General features: G+C 40.0%; 30 protein-coding genes. 22 read left to right on the top strand and 8 right to left on the bottom strand.

What is annotated here, in order from left to right; genetic code table 11:
• Window positions 1–285 precede the first annotated feature (285 nt).
• From ACTJJG_RS17250 to ACTJJG_RS17270, 5 genes are all read left to right on the top strand, one after another.
• Window positions 286–594, top strand: a complete 309-nt coding sequence (locus ACTJJG_RS17250) for a BolA family protein (protein WP_002114074.1) — start codon at window positions 286–288, stop codon at window positions 592–594.
• 11 nt (window positions 595–605) lie between these two features.
• On the top strand, window positions 606–998 hold the full coding sequence (locus ACTJJG_RS17255; RefSeq protein ID WP_005071964.1) for a SirB2 family protein: 393 nt from the start codon (window positions 606–608) through the stop codon (window positions 996–998).
• Between the two features lie 76 nt (window positions 999–1,074).
• Window positions 1,075–1,917 carry a ParA family protein gene (locus tag ACTJJG_RS17260; RefSeq protein ID WP_005071966.1) on the top strand — a complete coding sequence of 281 codons (843 nt, stop codon included), beginning with the start codon at window positions 1,075–1,077 and terminating at the stop codon, window positions 1,915–1,917.
• Window positions 1,918–1,927: 10 nt separating this feature from the next.
• Window positions 1,928–2,314, top strand: coding sequence for a hypothetical protein (locus ACTJJG_RS17265; RefSeq protein ID WP_005071968.1), 387 nt, complete (start codon window positions 1,928–1,930; stop codon window positions 2,312–2,314).
• A 214-nt stretch (window positions 2,315–2,528) separates the two neighbouring features.
• Window positions 2,529–3,119, top strand: a complete 591-nt coding sequence (locus tag ACTJJG_RS17270; RefSeq protein ID WP_005071969.1) for a LysE family translocator — start codon at window positions 2,529–2,531, stop codon at window positions 3,117–3,119.
• Between the two features lie 8 nt (window positions 3,120–3,127).
• Here ACTJJG_RS17270 and ACTJJG_RS17275 read toward each other — a convergent pair whose 3' ends face one another.
• On the bottom strand, window positions 3,128–3,769 hold the full coding sequence (locus ACTJJG_RS17275; RefSeq protein WP_005071971.1) for a DedA family protein: 642 nt from the start codon (window positions 3,767–3,769) through the stop codon (window positions 3,128–3,130).
• A 194-nt stretch (window positions 3,770–3,963) separates the two neighbouring features.
• Here ACTJJG_RS17275 and ACTJJG_RS17280 point away from each other — a divergent pair, with 194 nt between their 5' ends.
• The gene (locus ACTJJG_RS17280) at window positions 3,964–4,401 is read left to right on the top strand and encodes a DoxX family protein (RefSeq protein WP_002114126.1); all 438 of its coding nucleotides are present in this window, start codon (window positions 3,964–3,966) and stop codon (window positions 4,399–4,401) included.
• A gap of 67 nt (window positions 4,402–4,468) precedes the next feature.
• Here ACTJJG_RS17280 and ACTJJG_RS17285 read toward each other — a convergent pair whose 3' ends face one another.
• Window positions 4,469–5,686, bottom strand: a complete 1,218-nt coding sequence (locus ACTJJG_RS17285; RefSeq protein WP_170815250.1) for a DUF445 domain-containing protein — start codon at window positions 5,684–5,686, stop codon at window positions 4,469–4,471.
• Between the two features lie 385 nt (window positions 5,687–6,071).
• Here ACTJJG_RS17285 and guaA point away from each other — a divergent pair, with 385 nt between their 5' ends.
• The 6 genes from guaA (at window position 6,072) to ACTJJG_RS17315 (ending at window position 10,978) form a co-directional block, all read left to right on the top strand.
• The gene (guaA, locus tag ACTJJG_RS17290; RefSeq protein WP_002114136.1) at window positions 6,072–7,640 is read left to right on the top strand and encodes a glutamine-hydrolyzing GMP synthase; all 1,569 of its coding nucleotides are present in this window, start codon (window positions 6,072–6,074) and stop codon (window positions 7,638–7,640) included.
• Window positions 7,641–7,830: 190 nt separating this feature from the next.
• A complete protein-coding gene (locus tag ACTJJG_RS17295) occupies window positions 7,831–8,322 on the top strand; it encodes a PadR family transcriptional regulator (protein ID WP_032013147.1) in 492 nt (163 codons plus the stop codon).
• A 60-nt stretch (window positions 8,323–8,382) separates the two neighbouring features.
• Window positions 8,383–8,688, top strand: a complete 306-nt coding sequence (locus ACTJJG_RS17300; RefSeq protein WP_002114086.1) for a DUF3861 domain-containing protein — start codon at window positions 8,383–8,385, stop codon at window positions 8,686–8,688.
• Between the two features lie 156 nt (window positions 8,689–8,844).
• Window positions 8,845–9,792, top strand: coding sequence for a pirin family protein (locus ACTJJG_RS17305; protein WP_032013149.1), 948 nt, complete (start codon window positions 8,845–8,847; stop codon window positions 9,790–9,792).
• Window positions 9,789–10,196 (top strand): OsmC family protein, encoded by a 408-nt coding sequence (locus tag ACTJJG_RS17310; RefSeq protein ID WP_002114081.1) that lies wholly within the window; start codon window positions 9,789–9,791, stop codon window positions 10,194–10,196. The genes ACTJJG_RS17305 and ACTJJG_RS17310 overlap by 4 nt, the downstream gene beginning before the upstream one ends.
• Window positions 10,197–10,309: 113 nt before the next feature.
• A complete protein-coding gene (locus ACTJJG_RS17315) occupies window positions 10,310–10,978 on the top strand; it encodes a glutathione S-transferase family protein (RefSeq protein ID WP_032013151.1) in 669 nt (222 codons plus the stop codon).
• 35 nt (window positions 10,979–11,013) lie between these two features.
• On the opposite strand, the gene ACTJJG_RS17320 is transcribed toward ACTJJG_RS17315, so the two are convergent.
• Together ACTJJG_RS17320 and argS are read right to left on the bottom strand one after the other, a co-directional pair.
• Window positions 11,014–11,628, bottom strand: a complete 615-nt coding sequence (locus ACTJJG_RS17320; RefSeq protein ID WP_032063709.1) for an SPOR domain-containing protein — start codon at window positions 11,626–11,628, stop codon at window positions 11,014–11,016.
• Window positions 11,629–11,783: 155 nt separating this feature from the next.
• Window positions 11,784–13,574 (bottom strand): arginine--tRNA ligase, encoded by a 1,791-nt coding sequence (gene argS, locus ACTJJG_RS17325; RefSeq protein WP_032013153.1) that lies wholly within the window; start codon window positions 13,572–13,574, stop codon window positions 11,784–11,786.
• A 494-nt stretch (window positions 13,575–14,068) separates the two neighbouring features.
• On the opposite strand from argS, the gene ACTJJG_RS17330 reads away from it, so the two are divergent.
• Window positions 14,069–15,766 (top strand): NAD-dependent malic enzyme, encoded by a 1,698-nt coding sequence (locus ACTJJG_RS17330; protein ID WP_002114135.1) that lies wholly within the window; start codon window positions 14,069–14,071, stop codon window positions 15,764–15,766.
• Window positions 15,767–15,810: 44 nt separating this feature from the next.
• Here ACTJJG_RS17330 and ACTJJG_RS17335 read toward each other — a convergent pair whose 3' ends face one another.
• Complete coding sequence (locus tag ACTJJG_RS17335) at window positions 15,811–16,731, bottom strand: Dyp-type peroxidase (protein ID WP_005071991.1); 921 nt, start codon at window positions 16,729–16,731, stop codon at window positions 15,811–15,813.
• Between the two features lie 158 nt (window positions 16,732–16,889).
• Here ACTJJG_RS17335 and ACTJJG_RS17340 point away from each other — a divergent pair, with 158 nt between their 5' ends.
• Window positions 16,890–17,516 carry a LysE family transporter gene (locus ACTJJG_RS17340; RefSeq protein WP_005071994.1) on the top strand — a complete coding sequence of 209 codons (627 nt, stop codon included), beginning with the start codon at window positions 16,890–16,892 and terminating at the stop codon, window positions 17,514–17,516.
• A gap of 1 nt (window position 17,517) precedes the next feature.
• Here ACTJJG_RS17340 and znuB read toward each other — a convergent pair whose 3' ends face one another.
• The 3 genes from znuB to ACTJJG_RS17355 are packed head-to-tail and all read right to left on the bottom strand — an operon-like array spanning window position 17,518 to window position 19,589.
• Entirely contained in the window at window positions 17,518–18,327 is an 810-nt protein-coding gene (gene znuB / locus ACTJJG_RS17345) for a zinc ABC transporter permease subunit ZnuB (RefSeq protein ID WP_005071996.1), read from the bottom strand.
• Window positions 18,328–18,330: 3 nt separating this feature from the next.
• Window positions 18,331–19,119 (bottom strand): zinc ABC transporter ATP-binding protein ZnuC, encoded by a 789-nt coding sequence (gene znuC / locus ACTJJG_RS17350; RefSeq protein ID WP_032070740.1) that lies wholly within the window; start codon window positions 19,117–19,119, stop codon window positions 18,331–18,333.
• Window positions 19,092–19,589: a transcriptional repressor gene (locus ACTJJG_RS17355; RefSeq protein ID WP_032013083.1), complete on the bottom strand. Its 498-nt coding sequence runs from the start codon at window positions 19,587–19,589 to the stop codon at window positions 19,092–19,094. The genes znuC and ACTJJG_RS17355 overlap by 28 nt, the downstream gene beginning before the upstream one ends.
• Before the next feature lie 127 nt (window positions 19,590–19,716).
• On the opposite strand from ACTJJG_RS17355, the gene ACTJJG_RS17360 reads away from it, so the two are divergent.
• From ACTJJG_RS17360 to atpG, 8 genes are all read left to right on the top strand, one after another.
• Window positions 19,717–20,556, top strand: a complete 840-nt coding sequence (locus ACTJJG_RS17360; RefSeq protein WP_032013085.1) for a metal ABC transporter solute-binding protein, Zn/Mn family — start codon at window positions 19,717–19,719, stop codon at window positions 20,554–20,556.
• Between the two features lie 170 nt (window positions 20,557–20,726).
• Window positions 20,727–21,125, top strand: a complete 399-nt coding sequence (locus tag ACTJJG_RS17365; protein WP_005072004.1) for an ATP synthase subunit I — start codon at window positions 20,727–20,729, stop codon at window positions 21,123–21,125.
• Window positions 21,126–21,229: 104 nt separating this feature from the next.
• A complete protein-coding gene (gene atpB, locus ACTJJG_RS17370) occupies window positions 21,230–22,105 on the top strand; it encodes a F0F1 ATP synthase subunit A (RefSeq protein WP_002114072.1) in 876 nt (291 codons plus the stop codon).
• Between the two features lie 84 nt (window positions 22,106–22,189).
• Window positions 22,190–22,435 carry a F0F1 ATP synthase subunit C gene (gene atpE / locus ACTJJG_RS17375; RefSeq protein WP_000424060.1) on the top strand — a complete coding sequence of 82 codons (246 nt, stop codon included), beginning with the start codon at window positions 22,190–22,192 and terminating at the stop codon, window positions 22,433–22,435.
• Between the two features lie 38 nt (window positions 22,436–22,473).
• The gene (locus tag ACTJJG_RS17380) at window positions 22,474–22,944 is read left to right on the top strand and encodes a F0F1 ATP synthase subunit B (RefSeq protein WP_001024691.1); all 471 of its coding nucleotides are present in this window, start codon (window positions 22,474–22,476) and stop codon (window positions 22,942–22,944) included.
• Window positions 22,945–22,956: 12 nt separating this feature from the next.
• A complete protein-coding gene (locus ACTJJG_RS17385) occupies window positions 22,957–23,493 on the top strand; it encodes a F0F1 ATP synthase subunit delta (protein WP_002114070.1) in 537 nt (178 codons plus the stop codon).
• A gap of 46 nt (window positions 23,494–23,539) precedes the next feature.
• On the top strand, window positions 23,540–25,084 hold the full coding sequence (gene atpA / locus ACTJJG_RS17390; RefSeq protein WP_002114049.1) for a F0F1 ATP synthase subunit alpha: 1,545 nt from the start codon (window positions 23,540–23,542) through the stop codon (window positions 25,082–25,084).
• A 77-nt stretch (window positions 25,085–25,161) separates the two neighbouring features.
• Complete coding sequence (gene atpG / locus ACTJJG_RS17395) at window positions 25,162–26,031, top strand: F0F1 ATP synthase subunit gamma (RefSeq protein WP_002114131.1); 870 nt, start codon at window positions 25,162–25,164, stop codon at window positions 26,029–26,031.
• The last annotated feature ends 15 nt before the right edge of the window (window positions 26,032–26,046 follow it).

Genomic DNA, 26,046 nt, shown 5'->3' on the forward strand with positions numbered 1-26,046 from the left:
AACTCGCGACCCCAACCTTGGCAAGGTTATGCTCTACCAACTGAGCTATTCCCGCGTGCCGCTTATAATACATTAAGCAAAACAAGGGTCAACAACTTTATGCAAATAATTATGCTGATTGCATAAAATAAAAACAGAAATGAGCATTTAGCGGTATTTTTATTGTTAAGTTGCCGAATAAATAGACATTTTGTTTGAAGTCAAAGCATACAAGAGCAACTTTTGTTTGTGTGTAGACAAGGTATACTAGGTGCAAATATACGAATAATCGTAAAAGGAAAAGCTATGAGCCTTGAACAACAGTTGATTGAACGGTTACAAACACTTGCACCTAGCCATTTGGAAGTGATCAATGAGTCTGCCGGGCACGGTGGTTATTTTCCAGGTAAGGAATCTCATTTTAAAGTGATTATAGTGAGCGACGAATTTAATGGATTGCGTTTGGTTCAACGTCATCAAAAAGTATACGCGTTAGCTTCTGATTTGATGAATCCAGGCCAAATTCATGCTTTAGCGATTCATGCTTATTTGCCAAGTGAGTGGCAAGGTCAAGCTCCTGCTAGCCCAGAATGTGCACATGCACCTAAAAGCTAAGGGTTAATTTCATGGATGCACATTTACTCACTAAAATTATTCATATGACTGCAGTAGCTGCCGCACTTATGGTCTTTGTTTTACGCGCTTCAACTCTGTTTATAGGTGTTCAAGGTGAACAACCCAATCCAGCAGGGCGTAAAGTATTAGTTGCCTTACAACATTTGTCATTTACCGTGGTTTTCATTACGGGTGCAATTTTGTTAGTCATGAAAGACTTTCAAGTACAACCGTGGTTTTACGCTAAAATTATTCTATTTTTAGTGTTGTTATCTTCCCTGATGAAAGCCTTTAAAAAAGATGACACTCTTTTGTTGGCACAGCGTCGTGCAGGTTTGGTCATTAGTGCGATTGCATTTATTGCTATTATTATCTTAGTGATTGTGAAACCTGTTTTTGCTTAATTGTTCTACATTCTTTGCCTTTTTGATTAAGCTCTAGGTTAAACTGCGTACAGTAAAATAATATGCAGAGGGAAACATGTTAACTCGTGTGGTGTTTAACCAAAAAGGCGGTGTAGGGAAATCAAGTATTACTGTAAATTTGGCTGCAATTAGTGCCAAACATGGCTTAAGAACATTGGTGATCGATCTTGATCCTCAAGCCAATTCTAGTCAGTATCTTTTAGGTGACGAAGCAACCTATTCTGCTGAAAAATCAATTTTAGAGCCAAATATCGAAAATTTCTTTGATGATGTGTTGGGCAACAATCAACAAAAGGGTTTAATCGGTAACGCATTAGGTTCAATTTTAAAAGCTCCAAGAAATAAAGATCTCGACAGTTTTGTTCATTCAACTCCTTTTGCAAAATTAGATGTGCTTCCAGCAAGTCCTACACTTGGCGCGCTTGAACATGCGCTTGAAAGTAAACATAAAATTTATAAATTACGTGATTCGATTCAAAACTTAGTTGGGCGATATGACCGTATCTATATAGACACACCACCAGCGTTTAACTTTTTTACTCTCTCTGCTCTGATTGCGGCAGATAAAGTACTCATTCCTTTCGACTGTGATGTTTTTTCAAAGCGTGCGTTACAAACATTGATTGAAAATGTTCTCGAAACGCAAGATGATCATAATGATCGCTTGGAAATTGAAGGAATTGTGGTGAATCAATTCCAATCCCAAGCAAAATTACCTCGGGAAGTGGTTCAGCAGTTAAAAGATGAAGGGTTGCCTGTACTCAATAGCATGTTACCGCCTTCGATTTTGATGAAAGAATCGCATCAGAAAAATTTACCTTTGGCCCATTTGGCACCCGAACATAAATTGACTCAAGCTTATGAGACATTGTTTGGTGAGATTGAGCCAAAACGATAAGAGAAAAATGATGAAAGGCTTATATATTGCGCCTTTGGTGGCAGCCACTTTACTCCTTGGCGCTTGTGCTACAACGGTAAAACCGACTTATGTGTCTCCGACACAATATCAATCTTTGAGCTGCCAACAGCTACAAAGTGAATATAACCGTATTCAGCAATATATCGACAATGGCGTGCAAACTCCAAAAAGTACAGGTATGGGTGTTGGTCTTGGACTCGGTGGTGGCTGGGGACGAGGTGGTTGGGGATTCGGTCCATCTATTTCTGTAAATATGGGACAGTCTTCTTCAACGAAAAACACCGAACTTTCACGTGTTTTAGGCCAACAAGAAGCAATTGTTCAGGCTGCTCAGTTCAAGAATTGTCCAATAATTGTTCGTAAAAAGGCCAATTAATAGTCAGCTTTGCATCACAATATGCTAACTAAGGCATGTTGTGATGAATAAAGTTTAGCAAAATGTTTCATAATAAAATTAATATAAATAAGTGGTTTATCAATTTTTAAGCTTCCAAAATTCTGTATTTTCTGTAATCAAAAAGCCTTATAAACTTGCTATATTTTGCCTGTTTCGTTTAAGGTGGCCCCATCTTGGATATTATGGAAACTTTATGATTGAGAGTTGGTTTTTTGTATTGGCAATGTTGGCTGTTTTGCTCATTCCAGGGCCGACAAATGCTTTACTTGCAACCGCTGCTCATTCTCAAGGTTTATCTAAAGCGTTTTGGCTTATTCCTATGGAATGGTTAGGCTATGCCTACGGTATTAGCTTTTGGGCTGTGTTTATTCATTTGGCAGCACCAGTTTGGCCTGCGTTATTGCTCATTTTACATATTACAAGTGTGGCATATGTGTTCTGGATGGCATTCCGATTATGGAAAACCACCCATTTACAACAATTTAGTCAAACTCACCGTAACATTCGCCCACGTCAATTATTCTTCTCAACCTTAAAAAATCCGAAATCCTTACTTTTTGCTGCAGGTATTTTCCCTGCCGAAACATGGAATTCGCCTGAAAATTGTCTAATAGTATTTGGTGTTTTTACATTGACGCTCATTCCAGCTGCGAGTTTCTGGATGATTTTTGGACGTGCACTATTAACGGGCCCAGTACAAAAAATAAAAGCCGATCATTTATATAAAGGATCGGCTATGTTGCTTATTTTATGTATGCTTCCAGTGGTATTCCGTTTCTTCTAAATTAAGCCTTAAGCATTGGTTTTCCGGCTTTTTAGCTTTTCACGTATAAAGCCGATGATGCCCGGTAAAACGCTAATAATAATGATGCCAAAAATAAGATGAGTGAAGTTATCTTTAACGATTGGCATATTTCCAAATAGATAGCCCAACGCCACAAAAGAAGCGACCCAACAAAATGCCCCAATCACATTATAAGTTAAGAAAAACTTATAGTTCATGCTGCCAGCACCCGCAACAAAAGGGGCAAAAGTACGGGCAAATGGAACAAAGCGAGCAAAAATAATTGTTTTGCCACCATGACGAGCAAAGAATTCTTGAGTTTTAATTAAATGCTGCTTATTAATGAATCGTGAATTCATTTCAAATACACGTGGACCGATAAAACGACCAATATGGTAGTTCACTGTATCGCCTAAAACGGCAGCAATGAAGAGTAGAGCACCCAATAACCATGGATCCATCGCACCTGTAGATGCTGCTAAAGCACCAGCTGCAAATAGTAAACTATCTCCTGGTAAAAACGGCATAACCACTAAACCGGTTTCGACAAAGATAATTAAAAATAAAATGCCATAAATCCACGTCCCGTAATTTGTAATAAACTCGGCGAGATGTTGATCAACGTGTAGAATAAAATCAAGAAGTTCCATGAGATGATTAAGTGGTAAACCGTGCTCAAATCCTAGCAGTGACCCTATAGAAAGTCAGTATAAAACATCAAAAATATACAAATTGATCATCCTGTTTGTGCAACGATATATATGGATTTTGAGTATTTAATTATCAATGTCCCAAACCTAGAATGAGCTCATCAATAAATAAGCATTTAAATAAAGGTGGCAAAATGTTTAATCCAAATGTAGTGGTCAAAAATATCGTAACGCAATCAGGCGCGGACAGTTTTATTAGTCTTATTGCTCGTCTTCTTATGGCTTATATCTTCCTTGTTGCTGGTTGGGGGAAAATTACCGGTTATGCAGCAACTGCAGGATATATGGAAGCAATGGGTGTACCAGGTGGAATTCTTCCTTTAGTTATCTTGGTTGAGTTTGGTGGTGGTTTAGCCTTGTTATTTGGTTTCCAAGCACGCTTTGCAGCTTTCGGTCTTGGTATCTTCAGTATTTTAACCGCATTCTTGTTCCACCAAGGTGGGGCTGATGCAGCGGCACAATACAATAATGGCATCCACTTTATGAAAAACTTAGCAATGGCAGGTGGTTTATTCTTCCTAATGCTTCATGGTGCTGGCCGTATTAGTTTGGATCATGCAATCGAGAAATAATATTCAAGACAAAATAAAAACCGGATGAGCAATTCATCCGGTTTTTTTTATTTCTTTATTTTAAAAATTAAAGCATAAATTGGATTTGCAATTCACCAACCACGAAACCAAGAACTGCGCCGACTGCAATCAAGGCCCACTCATCTTCTTTAAATGCAGGACGTAACATCCCTTCAAATTCAGAAGGTGTTAATTTTTGCATACGTTCAATGAGTGTGCTACGAATATTCATTGCATCTTCTGCATAAGACTCTACATATTTCATCGTCTCTGGAAGCTGTTGCATAATACGTTCAGCAACTTGTGATTTCATATTCTGATATTTTTCTCCGCCAATTGCATATACAACTAACGGACGAATAACCCCAGCTTGCATATCAATTTCTTGTTTGACATGGCGGTTAACCAGATCAATAACACGCGCAGAATGTGTACCCGAAAATAACTCTTCCATCATGTGACGTGAAGTTAAAAGCTGTTTAGAAATTAAAGCTGCATAGTCAGCTGCAACTTCATTTTGACGTTTAATAAACAGACCTTGCCATGTGTAACCCAATATCTTTTTGGGATAAAGTGGTCTAAACATCATTTGCAGTGCAATCCAGTCACTGAAGAAACCCACAAAACCACCAAACAAAGGTAGCATCCAAGGATATTTTCCTTGAGTGACAATCCAGCACAGCATCTGAACCACACCAATACCGAAGCCAAATACGAAACCTACATTACTGAAAAATTTAAATTCTTGTTTCCCTACACGTTTAAAAATATTGTTGAGCAAACGTTTATCTTTAAGCAAGTTGCTGATAACAAGATGTTTAATATCAAAGTATCGATTCACATCACGTTGTACTTCGCTCATGATGTGTTCAACAATTTCTGGTGCTTTGGATTGCACACGACGGATGAGTCTTTGGCGAGCAAATTCTGGCATGCCTTCCCATAAACCAGGCTGATACTCTTGAGCAACGTCACGGGTAATATCTTCAGCCGCTGCAAGTAGGGGTTTTTCTATTTCTTTGGCAATACGTTTAGGATCTAGGCGTGCAAAAATTTCTTCAGGCTTAATGAGCTTTGCTGTCATGAGCTCAACAGCAATGGTTGCCATTTTCTCGGCTTTGCGAGGCACAATGCCTTGCCAACCCAAAAATGGTTTAATACCTTTAAATTCAAGTGGTGAAAACATCATCTGGATGGCGACCACCTTGGTGATATAGCCAATTAAACCACTCATAAAAGGAATAGAGACATACAACCAAAAATGTTGCTGGAAATCTGCAATCATAGTTTGAAGCATTGTTGTTCCTTAGATTTCTATTGATTTTGATAGGGGGCAACAAGCCATAAAAATGGATAATTGTTTAAGCACAGACAAATATCGCTTATGGTATTTACCTTTCCATGGTAATGCCTGTTTTATCGGCTCATCTTAACATCAAATCCAAGACGATGTTGCATAGAATGTGATGAATTTATCAATACACATGGAGTTTTTAAGCGTAACCCATACAGTTGATAAATATAAGTAAATTTTGATTTATATCAAACAATTCAATTATAGAAATGATTCTGATATGAAAAAAATAAGATATATGATGATTTGCGGTGCGTCCAAGCGCGAAAAATGTTAAAATGGCGCGCTTAATTCTTTTGCCATTTAGTGGTTTGTCATGACTACCAATACTCAAATTACTGAAGATCGTATCCTGATTCTGGATTTCGGCTCTCAATATAGTCAGCTCATTGCACGTCGTGTACGTGAAGCTGGTGTTTACTCTGAAATGTATGCTTTTGATATGTCTGAAGAAGACATTCGTGCTTTTAAGCCAAATGGCATTATTTTGTCAGGTGGACCTGAGAGTGTGCATGAAGAAGGTAGCCCTCGCGCACCACAAGTAGTGTTTGAGTTAGGCGTTCCAGTATTGGGTATTTGCTATGGCTTGCAAACCATGTCTGAACAGTTAGGCGGTAAAGTTGAGCCGGGTACTGTACATGAGTTTGGTTATGCCGAAGTTGATATCGTTAAACGCGATCAACTGATTGGTAACTTACAAGACCGTGAAAACCAACTTCATGTTTGGATGAGTCATGGTGACAAAGTTAGCCAGATTCCAGAAGGCTTTACCATTACTGCAAGCACACCAAGCTGTCCAGTTGCTGCTGTAAGTGATGAAGCGCGTCGTTTTTATGGCGTGCAATTCCACCCAGAAGTAACACACACGGCAAAAGGTGAAGAGTTACTTGCAAACTTCGTTCATAAAATTTGTGGATGTGGCGGTCTTTGGACGCCTGAACACATCATTGATTTACGTGTAGAACAATTACGTGAACAAATCGGTAATGAAAAAGTTCTTTTAGGTCTTTCTGGTGGTGTTGACTCATCTGTCGTTGCTGCGCTTTTACACAAAGCAATTGGCGACCAGTTAACATGTGTATTTGTTGATAATGGTTTACTTCGTTTAAACGAAGGTGATCAAGTGATGCAAATGTTTGCTGAAAACATGGGTATCCGTGTTATTCGTGCAGATGCTGAACAACGTTTCTTAACTGCATTGGCTGGTGAAGTTGATCCAGAGAAAAAACGTAAAATCATTGGCCGTGAATTCATTGAGGTATTTGCTGAAGAAGCACGTAAACTTGATGGCGTGAAATTCTTGGCACAAGGTACGATTTACCCAGACGTAATCGAATCTGCTGCAAGCAAACAAGGTAAAGCACACGTAATTAAATCACACCACAACGTGGGTGGTTTACCAGAAGATTTAGCATTTGAATTGGTAGAACCTTTACGCGACTTGTTCAAAGACGAAGTTCGTAAATTAGGTACTACACTTGGCTTGCCACATAGCATGATTTACCGCCATCCATTCCCGGGCCCTGGTTTAGGTGTTCGTATTTTGGGTGAAGTGAAGAAGGAATATGCTGATATTCTTCGTCTTGCTGATGACATCTTCATGCAAGAGCTTCGTGACAGCGGTTGGTATGATAAAACTGCTCAAGCATTTGCTGTGTTCCAACCAGTTAAGTCAGTTGGCGTAGTAGGTGACGGTCGTCGTTATGCATGGGTAATTGCGCTTCGTGCAGTTGAAACAGTTGACTTTATGACAGCTCGTTTTGCACATTTGCCATACGAATTAGTTGATAAAATCTCAACACGTATTATGAATGAAATTAAAGATGTATCACGTGTTGTATACGACGTGTCATCTAAACCACCAGCAACGATTGAGTGGGAATAATTTTCCGCTGTTTATTGTTAAAGAAAAGGACGCATTAGCGTCCTTTTTTATTACTTAGCTTTTAAAGCTCAAAATTAATTTTGATAACTATCAAAGCAATAGATCAACTCTTATTACTTTTACTTGATCAAAGATATATTAAGATATATCGTAATATACATAAATTAAACACATTAGAGAATCTTTAGAGATGAAACAACAATCAGAACATCATCGTTCGGGACGCCGTGGAAGACTTTTTGAAGCTGGACGCATGAAACTTTTGGTACTTCATCTCATTCAGCAAAACCCAAAGCATGGCTATGAAATCATTAAAGAAATAAGTGATTTGGTAGGCGATGGCTATACGCCAAGCGCAGGAACAATTTATCCAACATTAACAAGTCTTGAAGAAATGAATTTGATTAATTTGCTGGATGTAGAGCGTAAGCAATATCAAATCACGGAATTTGGGAAGGCTTACTTAACTGAACAACAAGACAAGTTGAACGAGTTATTAGAAAAACTACGCTTAAGACGAGAAATCCACAGTAATGATGAATTAATCGAAATTCACCGTGCAATGGAAAACCTAAAAACAGCCTTGCGTTTGAAGTTGAACTCGGCAGGTTTACAGCAAGAGCACATTTATCAAATTGCCGAAAAAATTGATCAGGCTGCTGTTGCTATTGGGCGGCTATAAATCGACCTTAAACAAGTTGAAATTTTTCAAAGTTATTAATTTTTAAGAGAGAATTTATATATGAAACAACATCAATATCATGTCACGGTACAACACTTAAAAAATGCAAAAGGAGAAGCTTCAACTTATACTGAACGCCTTGAATTCTATGCGGGAAATCATGACGATATTTTTGAAATTGTTGAACGCTTAAAAAAAGCAGATTTTTTTGATGATGAAACAACAAAATCTTTTGGAGTTGGGCTAAAACTTTTTAGTGAGGTTATGCTTGAAAACCGTGACCACCCACTATTTCAAGAGTTTCTCCCACAATTTGGTCAATTTATGAAAAACCTAAAACAGCTCGTTAAAACTCAATCATCTTAAGCTGCTCAATGCAGCTTTAATTTTATGTAATTAACAAATGATTGTCTCATTCATAGCACCCTGTGTATTACTAAAAGACTATATTGAATAATGAGTGTATTGTTAAGATCATTACAACGACTCATTGCAAAAGCATAGGTAAAAGAGAGTAATATCATGAGCAATAATAATGATTACGATATTTCTGATTCAAAGGATTGCGAAAAATTTGCCAATCAGTTTATTCAGGAATTTCCAATTCGCTCTGCTGAAATTGGACAGGGGACAGTCATTAAGCGGGCTTTACCTAGCCGACAAAAACGAATGATTGGTGCGTGGTGTTTCCTAGATCATGCGGGCCCAGTAACTTTTCCGGCGGGTGATGGTTTAGATGTTGGTCCTCATCCTCATATTGGTTTGCAAACCTTCACGTGGATGATTGAAGGCACCATGATGCATACCGATAGTCTAGGCTCAAAACAACTGATTCGACCTAAACAAGTTAATTTAATGACGGCAGGTCACGGAATTTCACATACAGAAGTTGCACCTGATACAGAAACTCAAATGCACGCTGCTCAGCTCTGGATTGCCTTACCAGATGCTAAGCGCAACATGGATCCGAAATTTGAACATTATCCTGAACTGCCTGTTGTTGAGAAAGACGGTCTAGAGTTTACCGTGCTTGTGGGTGAATATTTGGCAACTACTTCTCCAGTAGTTGTACATACACCGTTAGTGGGTGTTGACCTCATTGCTACCGAAGATACTAAAACCCGCATTCCATTAAATCCTGAGTTTGAATATGGTTTTATGGCATTAGATGGTGTTGCCCATGTGAATGGCCATGAGTTAACGGCTGACAACATGGTGGTATTAGATACTGGTCTTAGTGAGATCGAAATTGAAGTAAAGAAAGGGAACCGTGTGCTGTTAGTTGGTGGTGAACCGTTTGAGACTCCAATTTTGCTATGGTGGAACTTTGTTGCACGTACAATGGATGATTTAAAAGAAGCCCGTGAGCAATGGATTAACCATGATGCACGTTTTGGTGAAATTCCAGATTATGTTGGTGCACGTTTAGAAGCCCCTGTTCTTCCAGATCAAATGAGAGCATCAAAATGACAGCAGTAATCGCAAGCAGTAAAGCAAAGCCCCTTGCTGAACAATGGAAGGGCGAAATCACCAGTGGTCGTCACCAATATTTTTGTGATGAGCCAGAAAAGTTAGAAGGGCAAGATCAAGGCCCAGCGCCATATGATTTGCTCACTGGAAGTTTAGCCGCGTGTACGCTCATTACTTTAAGAATGTACGCAAAGCATAAGGGTTATGATTTTGGTGAGTTTTCGGTTGAAATCGATTTTCATACCAATAGAGAACATGAAGAACATATAGAACGTCGTATTGTTTTTAAAGACTTGCCAAACGAAGAGCTTCAACAAAAAATCTTAGCGGTATGCGGTAAAACCCCAGTCACTAAAACTTTGTTACGTAGTTTAGACATTCATACTGTGCTTGTTACAGCGTAAAAATGCTATTTTGTTGAGGTGGATGATTTTATATCCATCCCACAAATGGAATAAAACAGCATGTTCAAATGCTGTTTTTTATGTAAAAAAGAAAAATAAAAGCAGGCAATAACATGATTAGTGTACACCACCTGGAATGTTCGCGATCGTTTCGAATTCTATGGGCTTTAGAAGAGTTGGGCTTAGATTATGATATTCATTATTATCAACGTCTACCTAACTATTCCGCTCCAGAAACATTGAAATGTATTCATCCTTTAGGTAAAGCTCCGATTTTGACTGATGATGAACAAGTCATCGCAGAATCAGCTGTGATTTTAGAATATTTACAGCAGCGTTATGATCAGAAGCAACAATTTAAACCTACAGAGCCACAAGATTTACAGCAGTATATTTACTGGATGCACTATGCAGAAGGTTCACTTATGCCGTTATTAGTCATGACTTTGGTCATGAATAGTGTAAACAAGCATGTGCCATGGTTAATTCAACCAGTAGCTAGAAAAATCACGGAAGGGGTGAAGGCAAATTTTGTTCGCCCACGTATGAAAGATCATATTAGTTTTTTAGAAAACTATTTGGCAGAGCATGAATATTTCGCAGGTGATTTTTCATTTGCTGATATTCAAATGAGTTTCCCACTGGAAGCTTTGCAATCACGTTTGCAAGGGAAATACCCTAATATTCAGGCTTTTTTACATCGTATTCAGCAAAGACCCGCATTTCAGAAAGCGAAACAAAAGGGAATGGGTTCTAATGAAAGGAATTGTGCTGATATTTAAAAGAAAAGGAACAAATATTTGTTCCTTCTTTATTTTCACTTGCGTTTGATCACGATTGAGTCAATGCCACTGTGTTGTAAGGTCTGCTGAGCAGCCAAGGCAGCATCTTGAGTATCATACGGTCCAGAAATAACGCGATACCATGTTTGTCCGTTTTCAGTACTTTTGACTACGTCCGCAGATAAGCCATTTAAAATGATTTCTGCACGGCGGGCATCAGCCTGATCAGGATCGTTATAACTACGAACTTGTAAAATATAGGTAGGTTGCTGAGGAGTTGTAGCTGACTGATTCGGATCAATTCCTACACTTTCAGAGGCGGCTGGTTGAGTGGTACTTGGTGCTTCAACGATCATAGCAGTGCCTTGATTTTTACTTTCAGGGATCGCTTGTTCAGGAATAGGGGTAACCTGTTGTTGAGGCAATAGGTCGTAGAAGCGATAGTCTTTATTAGTATCTTCTTCTTGATAATGTTCAGAAGTAATCTGATTTTTCGCAGGAACAGGTTGCCAAGGTTTCCAAAGCATAAGCATTACAGCGATACATAAGACCGCCAAAATAGCGACAAGTGTCCCTAACCATTTGGGAATTATGGGCTTTTTAGGCTTATTAGGTCTTTCAGATACACCGCGTTGCGTTTTGCCAAACACGTGGATTATTCCTCTGTATTTTGATTGTTTTTTAATTCGAGTTTGAGTCTCGTCTTACGATGCTAAAAACAGTGGTTTGTATTGATATTTTAACTATACAAACCACCGCTTACTATATTGCATGACCTTTAATTTGCTGTCATGCAATATATTTATTACATAGATTCTGGTGCAGATACACCAAGTAATTCTAAACCATTACGAAGCACTTGTTGTACATTGATTGAAAGCAATAAACGGGCTTGTGTAAGCTCTGCATCATCGCTTAATACTTTATGTTCATTGTACCAACCGTGGAATAGGGCAGCTAACTCTTTTAAGTAGTTACCAACCTGATGAGGTTCATATGCATTTGCAGCACGTAATACCGCGTCTGGGTATGCTGCCAGTTTAGCAAGAATCTCAGTTTCTGCATCAAGAGACAAGCGAGCTGCATGTGGACGAGCAGCGTTTACATCGAATTGTAAATCTGTGCTTGCTGCTTTTTCTAACATACGACAAATACGTGCGTGTGCATATTGAATATAGTACACAGCATTGTCTTTACTTTGTGAAACAGCAAGGTCAAGGTCAAAGTCGATGTGTTGTTCACTCTTACGCATTACGTAGTAGAAACGAGCTGCGTCATTGCCCACTTCTTTACGTAAGTCACGTAAAGTCACGAATTGACCTGAACGAGAAGACATTTGAACCATCTCGCCGCCACGCCATAAACTTACGAACTGAACTAAAAGAACAGTCAATTTCTTAGAGTCGTAACCCATTGCATCAATCGCCGCTTTTACGCGAGAAATATAGCCGTGGTGATCAGAACCCCAAATATCGATTAGGTCAGTATAACCACGTTGTAGTTTATTTAAGTGGTATGCAATGTCAGATGCAAAGTAAGTCGTTTGACCATTACGACGCTTAACAACACGGTCTTTTTCATCGCCAAATTCAGTCGATTTAAACCAGATGTTGCCATCTTTTTCATAAAGGAAGCCACGTTGGTCAAGTGTTTCTAAAGCTTCATCAATTTTTGCACTAAGCGATGCTTCACTAAACCATTGGTTGAACGTTACACCAAAGTCAGCAAGGTCATCTTTAATATCATCTAAAATGGCGTGAAGAGCAGCTTGGTGGAATACACGGTAGCCTTCACCTAATAATTGTTGTGAGTTGGCAATAAGGCCATCAATATGCTTTTCTTTATCACCAGATAACACAACTTTGTTGCCTTCGCTATCTAGCTCTTCAGCATATTGCACATCTTCTGGTACGTCTTTATAAACATGTGCAACTTCACGAACGTAAGCATCGCCATCTTTATCAATAATGCCTTGTGCGATTTCTTTAACGTAATCGCCTTGATATGCATTTTTAGGGAATACAAGGTCTTGTCCAAGTAGTTCCAAATAACGTAAATAAGTAGAAGTCGCCAAAATATCCATTTGACGGCCAGCATCATTCACGTAGTACTCACGGTCAACTTTAGCACCTGTTGCTTCAAGTAAATTAGCAACAGTCATACCGTATGCCGCACCACGACCATGACCTACGTGTAGGCTAGACGTTGGGTTTGCAGAAACAAATTCGACTTGAATCTTTTTCGCTGCATTTGCTTGGCTACGACCAAAAATTTCTTTTTGTGCTTGAATTTGATCAAGAATAGCAAAACGCTGGTCTGCATTTAAAAAGAAGTTAATAAATCCGGGTCCTGCGATTTCAGCTTTACTGATATCTGCCACTTCTGGTAATGCAGCGAGAACTTTCTCAGCTAAATCACGTGGTTTCATACCAGCAGCTTTCGAGCCGATCATGGCAATATTAGAAGCAAAGTCGCCATGGCTTCGGTCTTTGGTGCGTGTTAAGTTGCTTGTGTTTTTCCAGTCGGAAGGAAGCACCCCTTCTTGTTGAAGAGTTTGCACTGCATGGTCGAGAGCTGCTTGTATTGCCGTATTCATATCAATCGAAAATAGATGTCGCAGAAAAACGTCAAATATAGCAAATTTCCGATGACTTAGGGGAGGGGATTTAATATTCCAATAATTCTTTATGCAAATTACTGATGATTATTTTTTAAATGAATGTCGGTTGATGAATCGTCTAATTATTCTAGAAATGAAGAATTACAAGCCTTTTGGGTAATTTTAATGAATAAATTATGTGTTTAATTGAATATTATTTCCTGAGGAAATACCTGTTTCCGCTAAATCATATAATTATGGCTTTTAAAGTTGAGAAAATAAAAGAAATTTTTAAAATCATAAAAATATTAAAATACTGATTTTTATTATTTATTTTTAAACATGTTTTAACTAAATAGTGTTTAATTTTAACATCACGGTTTAAAATATCTATTTTGATCGAATTAGGCTTAAGCTTATACGCACAAAGAGTTTTAGAGACCATACAAAACGTGTTTTTCTCTACTCTAAGCTGGAAAATGAGATAGGCAATGATATCAGGACACCCAAGTAAACATCCCCTTTATATTCCATATGCAGGTTTTACACTTTTAGAGTTACCACTCTTAAATAAAGGTTCGGCTTTCACTGAAGAAGAAAGAAGTAACTTTAACTTACACGGTTTACTCCCCCATATTATTGAAACTATTGAAGAGCAGAGCCAGCGCTCTTATCAGCAATATTGCGCTTTTACTGATGATATCAATCGACATATCTATTTGCGTAATATCCAAGATACCAACGAAACCTTGTTCTATCATTTAATCGAAAATCATCTTGAAGAAATGATGCCGATTATTTATACCCCAACAGTGGGTGAAGCATGTCAGCGTTTCTCCGATATCTATCGTCGTCATCGTGGCGTTTTTATTTCATATCCAGATCGTGATGTGATTGATGATATTTTGCAAAACGTAAATAAAAATAATGTAAAAGTGATCGTCATTACTGATGGTGAGCGTATCTTAGGTCTTGGTGACCAAGGCATTGGTGGTATGGGTATTCCTATTGGGAAGCTTTCACTTTACACCGCTTGTGGCGGAATTAGTCCAGCCTATACATTGCCAATCACAATTGATGTGGGGACAAATAATCCACAATTGTTAAATGATCCGATCTATATGGGTTGGCGTCAGCCACGTATTAGTGGTGATGAATATTATGCATTTGTCGATATGGTGATTGAAGCTGTAAAGCGTCGTTGGCCAAAAGCATTAATTCAGTTTGAAGATTTCGCACAAAAAAATGCGATGCCACTTTTAGAAAAATATCGCGATAAGATTTGTTGTTTTAACGATGATATTCAAGGAACAGCAGCGGTATCTGTAGGTAGTTTGATTGCTGCAAGTCGTGCAGCAGGCAAGCAATTAAAAGATCAAACAATTGCTTTCTTAGGCGCGGGCTCTGCGGGATGCGGTATTGCAGAGCAAATTGTTGCGCAAATGGTTGCTGAAGGCCTGACTGATTCTGAAGCACGTGCACGCGTTTATATGGTTGATCGTTTTGGCTTGATTACCGAAAACCAGCCAAACTTATTGGACTTCCAACGCAAATTGGCGCAAAAAGCTGAGGTGGTTGATCAATGGGGCAATATTGAAGAAGTGATTTCACTCCTTGATGTTGTTAAAAATGCTAAGCCTACAGTGTTAATTGGCGTTTCTGGTCAACCGGGTCTCTTCACAGAAGAGATTATTAAAACCATGGCAGCGAATTGTGAACGACCAATTGTCATGCCATTGTCTAACCCAACTTCACGTGTTGAAGCTGTGCCAGCAGATATTGTGGAGTGGACTGAAGGTAGAGCGTTAATCGCAACAGGTAGTCCGTTTGCTCCTGTGAATCATCACGGCAAACTTTATAATATTTCTCAGTGTAATAACTCGTACATTTTCCCGGGCATTGGGCTGGGTGTGGTGGCATCGGGTGCTAAACGCGTTACTGAAAATATGTTAATGGCTTCAAGTAGTGCTTTAGCGAATTGCTCACCTCTACTAAAAGATCCGCAAGCTGATTTATTACCACCTTTAGGGGAAATTCAGCAAGTCTCTAAAGTGATTGCATTTGAAGTTGCGAAAGCTGCCATGGCAGATGGCGTGGCTGTAACGATTAGTGATGACTTACTACAGCAAAAAATAGATCAATCATTCTGGAAACCTGAATACCGCAAATATAAGCGTATTCCTTTCTAAGGTTGAGAACGTAAAAAGAGGAGCTTAAGCTCCTCTTTTTTATTTTAGTCTTCTAAAACTTCTTCTAATAACTCTTCGCTAGGTGCAAAGTAATATGCGCCGTCTAGTGGTGTCACGAAATGCAATAGGCGATCATGGATACCATCTCCACTTGTACCGAACATACGTTTTAGCATGGCATCAATAATGTTCAGGTCCTTGGTGTAGGCAATGAAAAATAAACCTTGATCACCTCGGCCGTCACCATAAGGCAGACTATGACGCAAGATTTCCATTTCTTCGCCTTCATCATCTTCGACAACAGTACGGGCAACGTGGGCATTTTCTGGTTTAACGTCATCATCCAGTTCAATTGACTCAAGCTTAGTACGACCCATGACATTTTCTTGAGCATCAACTTTTAGTTTTTTCCATTTTTCTAAGTTATGTGCATAGCGCTGCGCGAAAATGAAACTGCCATCAGCAAAAACTCCCGCGCTTTCTGGCAATAGGGCTGTTTCTGCGCGGTCATCTGGAAATTGAGGGTTTTCTGTGCCGTCTATAAAGCCTGTAATATCTCGGCCATCAAAATAGCGGAAGCAAACACGCTCATCAAGAACTTCCACTTTATCTTTAATACCTTCAAAAAATGCTTGGCTTAATGCAAAACAAATATCAGAACGCATACTAGCAATATGGATGAGGACATCAGCTGGTACGACTGGCATATTGAATGCGCCGTTTTCTGGTTCAAGTTGTTTAAAGCCAGCAGGAGATTGACTGTAAAGTTGTTTCCAAAGTTCTGGACCAAAAGCGACTGCTGTTTTAATTTGCGCGTCTGAATGCTGAGTAATGAGACGGTCGCGTGTTTCAAACAACGCTTCGAGTTGTTCTTTTAATTCATCAATTGATAAGTCTTTTAAACGAAGAACAATAAATCGGGCATGATCTGATGGCAACGGCAAAATGACAGATTGAGCAGTCATTGGAAGGTATCTCCTCAATTATAATTTAGTATGAGCTTTAATTATTGTGCCTGATGCGAAGAGCGGTTAGTAGTCTATTTCTTGATTTTATTGTTTGAATTCTCATCAATATAGTTTTATAAAACAGTATAATTCCACTTTTATTGTCTATTTTTACTATGTCTTTGCAAGTTTGGTTTGCCTATATGTTGGCCTGTTGGGTCATTAGTGTCTCTCCGGGTGCGGGAGCTATTGCCTCAATGTCGAGTGGTCTAAACTATGGTTTTAGACATGGTTACTGGAATGCAATCGGTTTGCAAGTTGCCTTAGTGCTTCAAATTATGGTGGTGGCAGCAGGTGTTGGGGTCTTATTTGCCACAACTCCTTTAGCTTTTCAGGCCGTTAAGTGGTTTGGCGTAGCTTATTTATTGTATTTGGCCTATTTGCAGTGGACAGCACCTGTAAAAGATATAGAAATTCAACAAGAAAAAAGAGATAAGTCTGCTTTAGCTCTGCTATTAAATGGTTTTGTGGTTAATATTAGCAATCCTAAAGCGATCGTATTTTTATTGGCGGTTTTACCGCAGTTCTTAGATTTAAGTAAGCCTCAATGGATACAATATTTAATTATGGCGGCTACTATGATTACGATCGATTTGATTGTAATGGCTGGATATACGGGGCTGGCATCCAAGGTTTTAAGATTACTTCGATCCCCTAGACAGCAAAAATATTTAAATCGGGGCTTTGCTGTGATGTTTAGCTGTGCGGCTTTATTATTGAGCACAGTTCATCAGGCGTCCTAACTTAGGCCGCCTGTGTCTGATTTTTTAGTTTTTGAGTTATAAAAATAACGGCAAAACTTAATGCCATACATAAAACGATACTAAGACCTGTAGAGATATTAAGTGCTGCACTTGACCATAAACCGACACTAACACCGAGCTGGGCTAACACGAATGCCCAAATAACCATTTGCTTTGGTGAGTTTGCCAATAGACGAGCGCTTAAGGCTGGTATTACGAGTAATGCGCCCATTAGCAAAGAACCTACGGCACGCAAAGCTAAAACTGTAAATAAGGCTAATAACAGCATAAAAATAAGGCGTTGCCAGTTTGCATTCACCCCTTCACTAATTGCGATATCTGGATCAATTGCAAACTGTATTTGTGGCTGCCAAAAACGGTAAAGAATTACGAGTGATATCGCAATAATTAAAGTGAAAACAGGAAGATCTGGCCAATCAATACTCAGTAAATCGCCAAACAAATAACTTAAAAGCTCTGGCCTTAAACTTGGAACATGTTGAATAAATAGTAAACCGCTACAGAGTAATGTCGCTGAACATAAGGCTAGCAGAGCATCATTGGGTAAACGGTTGTCATGTAAGGCCCATAAAACGCCTACCAATAAAACCGCCGTACCTGCAACACCAAGCCATAATGGAAGACTTAAAGCTCCCGCAATAGCTACCCCAAGTAGTGTTCCGTGCGCCATCGTGTCAGCAAAAAAAGACATGCGTCTCCAAAGCATTAAACAACCCAGGGGTGCGGTTAAAAATACTAGCAGAGTTCCCATAATCCATGCGGGTAACAATAATTGTAACCATTCCATCATGGCTTAAGCTTCCGGTTCTGGGTGAATATGAGGACGGTCATTATGAGGGCAGGGGTGTGCAGCATCACCGTGAGCACAATGGTCATGATGATGTTGATAGAAAACCCTTTGAGTTCCAAATATTGCCTGATATTCAGGATGTTGTTGGATATTTTCGGGCAGCCCGCTACAGCAAATATGTTTATTTAAACACACTACACGGTGTGTTCCTTGCATCACCCATTGTAAGTCATGAGAAACAATTAGGATCGCACAACTATATCGTTCTGGCAGGCTACGAACATAATCATAAAGTTCCGCTTCTGACTGAATATCTAGGCCTTGCATGGGTTCATCAAGAACTAAAATATCTGGCTGACGAAGCAGTGCACGAGCCAATAGTACTCTTTGGCGTTCCCCACCTGAAAGTTGTTGTACTTTTGATTGTTGTAACTTTGAAATACCTGTGTCTTGAATAATTTCCTGACGAAGGGCAGGGCTGCATTTTTCTAAATCAAGAAGGTCCTGAACACGTAAAGGAAGGCTGTGTGAAGGATTAAACTTTTGTGGCACATAAGCCATTTTAAGTTTTTTATGATTAATAACACGCCCGCTACTTGGTTGAAGAATACCGAGTAGAACTTTAATTAGTGTTGATTTGCCTGCACCATTGGGTCCAATTAAAGACACAATTTCATTTTGATGTAGGGCAAAATCAACTTTCTTTAATATATCCCGATCATCACGATGAACAGAAACCTGCTCAAGCTGAATTAATACAGGATTTAAGGAGTTGTGCGGCACTGTTGGCATTTCCCCGAAATTTCAATAATGCTGTGTTGAGCCACGAAGTCATCTGAAGCTGCAAGCTGGTCAAGCTGGTGTGTGAGGCCTTGAGAAGAAGCTTCTTTAACCATATGACATTCGGTACAAATCAGGAATGCTGCTTGATGGCCTTCACGCGGGTGGCAGCAAGGAATATACGCATTAATAGAAGTTAGGCGGTGAATGAGGCCTTTTTCTAATAAGAAATCTAAAGTTCTATATACAGTTGGAGGCGCAGCAGGGCGATCGGTTTGACTTTTTATACGTGCCAATAAGTCATAGGCACCCATTGGACCCGACGCATTTAAAATGAGTTCCAGAACTTCTTTGCGCAAAGGTGTAAGGCGTGCGCCAGTCGCAGAACATAAACTTTCTGCTTCAGCTAAACGGCTTGCGACATTATGGTGATCATGCACACCATGCAAAGAATCATGATGTTCATGCAAGCAGGAACTCATAGGGATAACCTCGAATTTTTAACGGAATATTAGCATGAAGCGATGCTTCATTCGATTAATCTTAGGTATTTTTGTAACTTTGTTATATTATAACATGCTTCGAGCTAATTTAAATTGATGGTCTGTCATGTTCCGTTTTTTTGTTTTCAGTATGTTCTCTCTTTTGAGTACGTTAGGGTGGAGTCAGGGTTTGGTGGTTTCTACGCACCCGATTTATCTGATTGCAAAAGAAGTCACTCAAGGGGTTGAAGAACCACAACTCTTATTAAAGGGACAAACTGGGCATGACGTACAATTAACCCCAGCGCATCGTAAAGCAATTAATGATGCTTCTTTGGTGATTTGGTTGGGTAAGGCCCATGAAGCACCTCTAAATAAATTACTAGGTAATAATAAGAAAGCAATTGCCTTATTAGATAGTGGCATCGTTTCTGTTTTGCCTCAGCGCAGTACACGTGGTGCAGCTTTACCTAACACAATAGATACCCATGTTTGGTTAGAGCCAAACAATGCGGTTCGAATTGGCTTTTTTATTGCTGCTTTGCGCTCTCAGCAACACCCTGAAAATAAGGCAAAGTACTGGAATAACGCCAATGTGTTTGCTCGTAAAATGTTGCAGGCGGCACAAGCTTACGATAGTTCAAGTAATGGCAAACCGTATTGGGCATATCATGATGCCTATCAATATTTAGAACGCTCACTAAACTTAAAGTTCGCTGGTGCTTTAACAGATGATCCTCACGTTGCACCAACAGCAGCTCAAATTAAGTATCTTAATGATAGTCGACCAAAAAATCAGATGTGTTTGTTGGCAGAGAGTTTTACCACTAAGAGTCAATATCAAAAATTAGGTAACATTACTTTTCAACCAGTAGACGAGAGCATGAATAATGAGGATGATTTCGTCACTGCATGGAAGAAACTGGCAATAAAAACTGATAAATGTGTGTTAAGTACGCAAAAGTAAGATAAAAAGTAAACAAAGGCTGACTGTAGCGTCAGCACCACCTGTCATGAAAAACCCCGACTAAAGTCGGGAAAAGATTGCATGTTCAGGGGTGTAACTCTATAATGCCTGCGATTAAAAGCGATCATCAGCTAAACTTGTCAAGCATTTATGCTGTGAGTGGATAAATAATGAGCCAAACTAGTCGCTTGATTGACCGACGATTAGCAAAAGCTTTGGTCTTCTTACAAGCATGTATGATCCCTGTTTCCGCTCTTGTAGCGTGGAGCATAAAAGACATGACAGCAGCATTAAGTGCGGCACTTGGTGCGTTGGTCTGCTGGCTTGCTACGGGTTATTTTTCGTGGCAATCCTTCAGAACAGCAGGTGCACGAGCATCAAAACAAGTGCTGTCTAACATGTATAGGGGCATGTTAGGCAAATTTGCAATCATGATCGTTGGATTTATTTTGATTTTGAGCAATGTTAAACCTTTATCACCGTTAGCATTGCTGTTTGGTTTTATTCTCGTTCAGGCAATGTCGTGGGTCGCTCCGTTTTGGGTGTCACGTCTACAAAAACGGGTGTAGAAACAAGAAGAATTGAAGATTTTTTGGAGGGTGGCGAGATATCGACAGTACGCCGATGTTCGTTTTCCTTCTTTTTAGTAATTGACATTGACCAGGTGTGATTTATGGCTGCTGAAGAACATGCCCTCACTTCGACAGAGTATATCAAGCATCACTTGACCAATATGACCTATGGCAAAATGCCAGACGGTACATGGAAATTGGCTGAGACTGCTGAAGAAGCTCATTCGATGGGGTTCACTGCAATTCACTTGGATTCAATGGGTTGGTCAATTGGCCTTGGTGTGATTTTCTGTTTGATGTTCTGGATCGTTGCGAAAGCTGCAAATGCAGGTGTTCCAACTAAATTCCAGTCAGCAATCGAAATGATCATTGAGTTTGTTGACTCAAGTGTCCGTGATACTTTTCATGGCAAATCACGTTTAATCGCTCCGCTTGCACTCACTATTTTCGTGTGGATTTTCCTCATGAACTTAATGGACTTGATCCCAGTTGACTGGATTCCTCAAGTTGCAGCGTTTGTAGGTGCAAACGTATTTGGTATGGACCCTCACCACGTTTACTTCAAGATCGTTCCATCTACAGATCCAAACATTACTTTAGGTATGTCTTTATCTGTATTTGTACTTATCTTGTTCTACAGCATCCGCGAAAAGGGTGTTGGTGGTTTCGTTGGCGAGTTGGCACTTAACCCATTTAACCCAAGTAATCCAGTTGCAAAAGCGTTGCTTATTCCAGTGAACTTGATTTTGGAATTGGTAACATTCCTTGCTCGTCCGATTTCATTAGCTCTCCGACTATTCGGTAACATGTATGCCGGTGAGTTGATCTTTATCCTAATTGCTTTATTGCCGTTCTGGATTCAATGGGCGTTGTCTGTGCCTTGGGCGATCTTCCACATTCTTGTAATCACGTTGCAGGCATTCATCTTTATGATGCTTACCATCGTTTACTTGAGCATGGCAAGCGAAAAACATTAATGGTATTGCCTAACTATCAAATGATGGTTGGGCTGAATTTTTTTAATTTAATTTGGTAATAACCTAACCTCTGAGGAATTTTTCATGGAACTCACTTTAGGTCTAGTTGCAATTGCATCTGCTATCTTGATCGCTTTCGGTGCTTTGGGTACTGCGATTGGTTTTGGTCTTTTGGGTGGTCGCTTTTTAGAAGCTGTTGCTCGTCAACCAGAATTGGCTCCACAACTTCAAACTCGTATGTTCTTAATCGCGGGTCTTCTTGATGCTGTGCCTATGATCGGTGTTGGTATTGGCTTGTTCTTCATCTTCGCTAATCCATTTGTAGGTTAATCATCTTAATTCCTAAATCCACTATTTGAGGAATTGCAATGAATATCAACCTCACATTGATTGGTCAAGCGATTGCGTTTGCATTCTTTGTTGCATTCTGCATGAAGTTTGTTTGGCCACCACTAATCAATGCGATTAGTGAGCGTCAGCGTAAAATCGCTGATGGCTTAAATGCAGCAGAAAAAGCGAAAGCTGACCTTGCCGATGCACAAGCGCAAGTTAAGCAAGAACTTGATGCAGCTAAAGCACAAGCGGCTCAATTGATCGAACAAGCGAACCGTCGTGCAGCGCAATTGATCGAAGAAGCTCGTACTCAAGCTGCGGCTGAAGGTGAGCGTATTCGTCAACAGGCTAAAGAAGCTGTTGATCAAGAAATCAATTCTGCTCGCGAAGAATTACGTCAACAAGTAGCTGCTTTGGCAGTAACTGGTGCAGAAAAAATCCTGAACCAGCAAGTTGATGCAGAAGCTCATAACGCCATGCTGTCTCAGCTGGCTGCTAAACTTTAAGCGAGGCGAATTATGGCTGAACTCTTGACGTTGGCACGTCCGTATGCCAAAGCAGCATTTGCTTATGCTTCTGAGCAAGGTGCAACAGACAATTGGTCGAATGCGTTACAAGTGCTCAGTGCTGCGGTGCAAGACGAAGCATTTTCCGCTTATTTAAATCGCCCTGAACTTACTCCTGCGGAGCAAGTGAAGCTTTTTGCTAAAGTTTTAGGTGAAGATCAATCTCAAGCAGTGTCTAACTTTTTGACACTTCTTGCAGATAACGATCGTTTAATGCTGTTACCTGAAATTGAAGCAGAATATGAACAGCTTAAATCACAGAATAACAACAATGTGGATGTCGTGATTGAATCGGCTTTCCCGTTAACTGCTGAACAAGAGCAACTGTTGAAATCTGCTTTAGAAAAGCGTTTTAACAGTACAGTAACTGTTTCAGTTGAAGTTAAACCTGAGCTTATTGCAGGTGTTGTAATTCGTGCAGGCGATCAAGTGATAGATGATTCTGCGCTTAACAAGCTTGAAAAAATGCGTACTCGTCTTCTTGCATAATGCAAATGATGAAGACTGAACTAATAAAAGATTGAGGAATAGCGCAATGCAACAACTGAATCCATCCGAGATCAGTGCGCTCATTAAACAGCGTATCGGAGATCTGGACACCAGCGCGACCGCTAAAAACGAAGGTACCATTGTTATGGTATCCGACGGTATCGTGCGCATTCACGGTCTTGCTGATGCAATGTACGGTGAAATGATCGAATTCGACGGCGGCTTATTTGGTATGGCACTGAACCTAGAACAGGATTCAGTGGGTGCCGTTGTTTTAGGTAACTACCTAAGCCTTCAAGAAGGTCAAAAAGCTCGTTGTACAGGTCGTGTATTAGAAGTTCCAGTTGGTCCTGAACTTCTTGGCCGTGTTGTCGACGCTTTGGGTAACCCAATTGATGGTAAAGGCCCAATTGATGCGAAATTAACTGATGCTGTTGAAAAAGTAGCACCAGGCGTAATTTGGCGTCAATCTGTAGATGAGCCTGTTCAAACTGGTTATAAATCAGTTGATACAATGATTCCTGTTGGTCGTGGCCAACGTGAGTTGATCATCGGTGACCGTCAAACTGGTAAAACAGCGATGGCGATCGATGCGATTATCGCTCAGAAAAACTCTGGCATTAAATGTGTATACGTTGCGATTGGTCAAAAACAATCAACAATTGCAAACGTTGTACGTAAGCTAGAAGAAACTGGCGCTATGGCGTATACAACTGTTGTCGCTGCTGCGGCTGCTGATCCTGCTGCAATGCAGTACTTAGCTCCGTACTCTGGCTGTACAATGGGTGAGTACTTCCGTGACCGCGGTGAAGACGCTCTTATTATTTATGATGATTTGTCTAAGCAAGCTGTTGCTTACCGTCAAATTTCATTACTTTTACGTCGTCCACCAGGTCGTGAAGCGTATCCAGGTGACGTATTCTATCTTCACTCACGTCTTCTTGAACGTGCTTCTCGTGTATCTGCTGACTACGTTGAGAAATTCACTAATGGTGCAGTAACTGGTCAAACTGGTTCTTTAACTGCATTGCCAATTATTGAAACTCAAGCAGGTGACGTATCTGCATTCGTACCAACGAACGTAATTTCGATTACTGACGGTCAGATCTTCTTAGAAACATCATTATTCAACGCAGGTATTCGTCCTGCTGTGAACGCGGGTATCTCTGTATCTCGTGTTGGTGGTTCTGCTCAAACCAAGATCATCAAAAAATTGTCTGGTGGTATCCGTACTGCTTTAGCACAATACCGTGAATTGGCTGCGTTTGCTCAGTTCGCTTCTGACCTTGATGAAGCAACTCGTAAGCAACTTGAACATGGTCAACGTGTAACTGAGTTAATGAAGCAAAAACAATATGCTCCTTACTCAATTGCTGACCAAGCTGTTTCTGTTTATGCATCTAACGAAGGCTACATGGCTGACGTAGAAGTTAAGAAAATCGTAGACTTTGATGCTGCGTTAATTTCTTACTTCCGCTCAGAATATGCTCCGTTGATGAAACAAATCGATGAAACTGGTGATTACAACAAAGACATCGAAGCAGCAATCAAAGCAGGTATTGAAAGCTTTAAAGCGACTCAAACTTACTAAGTTTAGTTTTAGTTAAGTTTGGTTCACGGATCAACCTTCGGAAGCTCGAAAGAGCTTTCGAATACTAGGTTAAGCGTATGGCAAATTTAAAAGAAATTCGCGCCAAAGTAGCTAGTATCAAGAGCACGCAAAAGATTACTCGCGCGATGCAAATGGTAGCTGCTTCTAAAATGCGTCGTGCGCAAGAGCGCATGGCTCAGGGCCGTCCGTATGCCGATAATATGCGCCGTGTAATTGCTCACTTGGTACAAGCAAACCCTGAATACAAACACCGTTATATGGTTGACCGCCCAGTTAAGCGTGTTGGCTATATCGTAGTGTCTTCAGATCGTGGTTTGGCAGGTGGCTTGAACATTAACTTGTTCAAGAAAGTTGTGCAGCATGTCAAAGCACAACAACAGCAGTCAATTGAAGTTGAATTTGCTTTAATTGGTCAAAAAGCGGTTTCGTTTTTTAAGAATTACGGCGGTAAAGTGCTCGGTGCAACTACCCAACTTGGCGATGCGCCGAGTTTGGAACAGTTAACTGGCTCAGTCCAAGTTATGCTTGATGCATTTGATAAAGGCGAATTAGATCGTATCTATCTCGTATCAAATGGCTTCGTTAATGCAATGACTCAGCAGCCTAAAGTAGAACAACTTGTTCCTTTAGCACCAGCAGAAGAAGGCGATGATCTCAACCGTACTTATGGTTGGGACTATATCTACGAACCAGAAGCAGAAGAATTGTTAAATGGTTTGTTGGTTCGCTATATCGAGTCTATGGTTTATCAAGGTGTGATTGAAAACGTTGCATGTGAGCAGTCAGCTCGTATGGTCGCGATGAAAGCAGCGACAGACAACGCAGGACAATTGATTAAAGACCTACAACTCATTTACAACAAGCTGCGTCAAGCCGCGATTACTCAGGAAATTTCCGAGATCGTTGGCGGTGCCGCTGCCGTTTAACATTATTAAGTTTGA

It is taken from the genome of Acinetobacter sp. 22512 (assembly GCF_052044755.1).
Lineage (GTDB): Bacteria > Pseudomonadota > Gammaproteobacteria > Pseudomonadales > Moraxellaceae > Acinetobacter > Acinetobacter pittii.